The sequence below is a fragment of the Mycobacterium sp. genome, from assembly GCF_036490025.1.
Classification (GTDB): Bacteria; Actinomycetota; Actinomycetes; order Mycobacteriales; family Mycobacteriaceae; genus Mycobacterium.
The window spans coordinates 1-3,548 of sequence record NZ_DASXEP010000037.1; the positions used below are offsets into that span (position 1 = coordinate 1).

Genomic DNA, 3,548 nt, shown 5'->3' on the forward strand with positions numbered 1-3,548 from the left:
TTACACCGACTCGATCGATCCGGCGTTCTTCGAAGCCGAGCGCGATGCGATCTTCAAGCGGACCTGGCTCAACGTCGGCCGCGTCGGGCGCCTACCGCGCACCGGCAGCTACTTCACCAAGGAGTTGCCGTCGGCCGGCAAAGGCATGTCCGTCATCATCGTCAAGACCAAGGACGGGTCCGTCAAGGCGTATCACAACGTCTGTCGCCACCGCGGAAACAAGCTGGTGTGGAACGACTTTCCGCACGAAGAGACCTCGGGTACCTGCCGTCAGTTCACCTGCAAGTACCACGCCTGGCGCTACAGCCTCGACGGTGATCTGACCTTCATCCAGCAGGAGGACGAGTTCTTCGACGTCGACAAGAGTGACTACGGGTTGGTACCGGTTCGGTGTGAGTTGTGGGAAGGCTTCATCTTCATCAACTTCGACAACCAGGCCAAGCCGCTGGTCGACTATCTCGGACCGCTGGCCAAGGGCATCGAGGGTTACCCGTTCGGCGAGATGACCGAGACCTATTCGTACCGGGCCGAGGTCGGCAGCAACTGGAAGCTCTTCATGGACGCGTTCGCCGAGTTCTATCACGCGCCGGTACTGCATCAAGGCCAGTACACCAAGGAGGAGGCCGCCAAGATCCAGAAATACGGCTTCGAGGCGCTGTACTACGAGATGGCCAGCCCGCACGCGATGATCTCGACCTGGGGCGGTCAGGCGCCGCCCGCGGACATGAGCATGGTCAAGCCGATGGACCAAGTGCTGCGCAGCGGGCTCTTCGGTCCGTGGGACAAGCCGGAGGTCGTCGAGAAGTTCGGTGAATTGCCCTCGGGCATCAACCCCAAGAAGGTGCCGCAATGGGGCATTGACGAGTGGCACTTCTATCCGAACTTCATGCTGCTGATCTGGGAGCCCGGCTGGTTCTTGACCTACCACTACTGGCCGACCGCCGTCGACAAGCACATCTTCGAATGCACGCTGTATTTCGTTCCGCCGCGCAACGCGCGCGAACGGCTGGCCCAGGAGTTGGCGGCGGTGACGTTCAAGGAGTACGCGCTGCAGGACGCCAACACCCTGGAAGCGACGCAGACCATGATCGGCACCAAGGTGGTCAACGATTTCCTGCTGTGCGATCAGGAGATCATGCTGCGCCACCTGCACAAAGTGACCAGCGATTACGTGACTGGCTACCAGGAGGAGGTTGTCGGCAATGGCCACGCCAAGTAAGCTGCCCGCTGAATTCTCTTACCTCGAGCCATATCTCGCCTGGGATCTGGCCACCGAACCCGAGCGTTACGCCAAACGGCTGGCCTCGTCGATGCCCGAGATGCAGGCGTTCTACGACGTGGCATTCCCTCGGCTGAACGATGTCATCGAATACTGCGACAAATTCCCGCTCGACGACTTGCCCGAAGACGCACGAACCCTGATGCATCTGATGCAGTCTCTGGTCATGGTGTCGTTCCCGATCGAAGCCTGGAAGCAGCCCCGCGTCCCCGACAGCGGAGCCGCCTGGGTGGAACTGATCCGGGAGCCGGTGATCTAGACGGTGCTCACGCTCAAGGCCGCCGGACTACTCGACGTCGACGCCGGCGAGATCGTCTCGCCCGGCATCCTGCGCGTCGACGAGGGCCGGATCGTCGGCGTCGGCGGTAAACCCGACGGTGACGTGATCGACCTCGGCGACTCGGTCCTGCTGCCCGGGCTGATGGATATGGAAGTCAACCTGCTGATGGGCGGGCGCGGGGAGAAACCCGGGCTGTCGCAGGTGCAGGACGATCCGCCGACCCGAATGCTGCGTGCCGTCGGAAACGCCCGCCGGACGCTGCGGGCCGGATTCACCACAGTGCGCAACCTCGGGCTGTTCGTCAAGACCGGTGGCTATCTGCTCGACGTCGCGCTCGGCAAGGCCATCGATGCGGGCTGGATCGACGGCCCACGGGTGGTTCCGGCCGGGCATGCGATCACCCCGACGGGTGGGCATCTGGACCCGACGATGTTCGCGGCGTTCGCGCCACACGTGTTGGAGTTGACGGTCGAGGAGGGTATCGCCAACGGGGTCGACGAGATCCGCAAAGCGGTGCGCTACCAGATCAAGCACGGTGCCGAGCTGATCAAAGTCTGCTGCTCGGGCGGCGTGATGTCGTTGACCGGACCGCCGGGGGCACAACATTATTCGGACGAGGAGCTGCGCGCGATCGTCGACGAGGCGCATCGCCGCGGGTTGCGGGTTGCCGCGCACACGCATGGCGCCGACGCGGTGAAACACGCGGTCGAAGCGGGTATCGACTGCATCGAGCACGGCTTCCTGGTCGACGACGAAGCGATCGCGCTGATGGTCGAGCGGGGCACGTTTCTGGTGTCGACCCGGCGGCTGGCCGAGGGGATGGATGTCTCGCACGCCCCACCTGAGCTGCAGGCCAAAGCCGCCGAGATGTTTCCGAAGTCGCGGACCTCGATCCTGGCTGCCTACGAAGCCGGCGTGAAGATCGCGGTGGGCACCGATGCCCCGGCCATTCCGCATGGCAAGAACGCCGATGAGCTTGTCACCCTGGTCGACTGGGGCCTGCCGCCACTGGCGGTGTTGCGTGCGGCCACGGTGACCGCCGCGGAGCTGATCAATGTCACCGACCGCGGCCGGCTGGCCGAGGGTCAGCTTGCCGACATCATCGCTGTCCCGGGAGATCCGTTGTCCGACATCGGCGTAACCCAGAAGGTGGACTTCGTGATGAAAGGCGGAAAGGTGTATGTCCAACCGAATTGAAGATCTCGTCGAGATCCAGCAATTGCTGGCTCGCTACGCGGTGACCATCACGCAGGAAGACATCGACGGCTTGGTCGCGGTGTTCACCCCGGACGGTACCTACAGCGCGTTCGGCGAAACATATTCCCTGGACCGTTTTCCGGTTTTGGTGGACGCCGCCCCTAAGGGCTTGTTCATGACCGCGACCCCGGTGATCGATCTGGATGGCGACGCGGCGACCGGAACGCAGCCGCTGTGCTTCATCGATAATGCCACCCACGACATGCGGATCGGCTATTACAGGGACACGTACGTGCGGACGGACGACGGGTGGCGACTGAAAACCCGTGCCATGACGTTCATTCGGCGTAACGGCACGCACGACTCGGGCCGGCCGCACGCGATCGGGCGTCCTAGCGCAAATCCTGCATGAAGGTCGAACAGTTCCGTGCGGATCTGCGAGCCTGGCTCGATGAGCACGATCTGACGCCCGGGCCCGATCACTCGCTGGAAGGCCACATCAAGCAGCTGGCCCGAGTCCATGCCGCGCTGTACGACGCCGGGTGGATGCGATACGGCTGGCCCGAGAAGGTCGGTGGATTGGGCGGGCCGGCAATGCTTCGCGCGATCGTCGGCGAAGAGGTGGTCGGCCGCCGAATCGCCGAGCCGGGCCCCTACTCGATGGTGGAAGTTCTCGCGCCCACCATGATCGACTATGCGCCAGGCGAACTCGCTGCCGAGATGGTGCCGCGGCTGCTCAGCGGTCAAGAACACTGGTGCCAGGGCTTTTCCGAGCCGGGGTCCGGAAGCGAC

The 3,548-nt window shown here is 63.6% G+C and carries 5 protein-coding genes; all 5 read left to right on the forward strand.

The annotated features are described in order from the left end of the window. On the forward strand, window positions 1–1,219 hold a 1,219-nt coding region (locus VGG53_RS04685; RefSeq protein WP_331516828.1), incomplete at its 5' end, for an aromatic ring-hydroxylating dioxygenase subunit alpha. Next, on the forward strand, window positions 1,203–1,538 hold the full coding sequence (locus tag VGG53_RS04690; protein ID WP_331516829.1) for a hypothetical protein: 336 nt from the start codon (window positions 1,203–1,205) through the stop codon (window positions 1,536–1,538). The genes VGG53_RS04685 and VGG53_RS04690, both read left to right, overlap by 17 nt. A 3-nt stretch (window positions 1,539–1,541) precedes the next feature. Then, window positions 1,542–2,756 (forward strand): amidohydrolase family protein, encoded by a 1,215-nt coding sequence (locus VGG53_RS04695; RefSeq protein WP_331516830.1) that lies wholly within the window; start codon window positions 1,542–1,544, stop codon window positions 2,754–2,756. Next, a complete protein-coding gene (locus tag VGG53_RS04700) occupies window positions 2,740–3,168 on the forward strand; it encodes a nuclear transport factor 2 family protein (RefSeq protein WP_331516831.1) in 429 nt (142 codons plus the stop codon). The genes VGG53_RS04695 and VGG53_RS04700 overlap by 17 nt, the downstream gene beginning before the upstream one ends. Then, on the forward strand, window positions 3,165–3,548 hold a 384-nt coding region (locus VGG53_RS04705), incomplete at its 3' end, for an acyl-CoA dehydrogenase family protein (protein WP_331516832.1). The genes VGG53_RS04700 and VGG53_RS04705, both read left to right, overlap by 4 nt.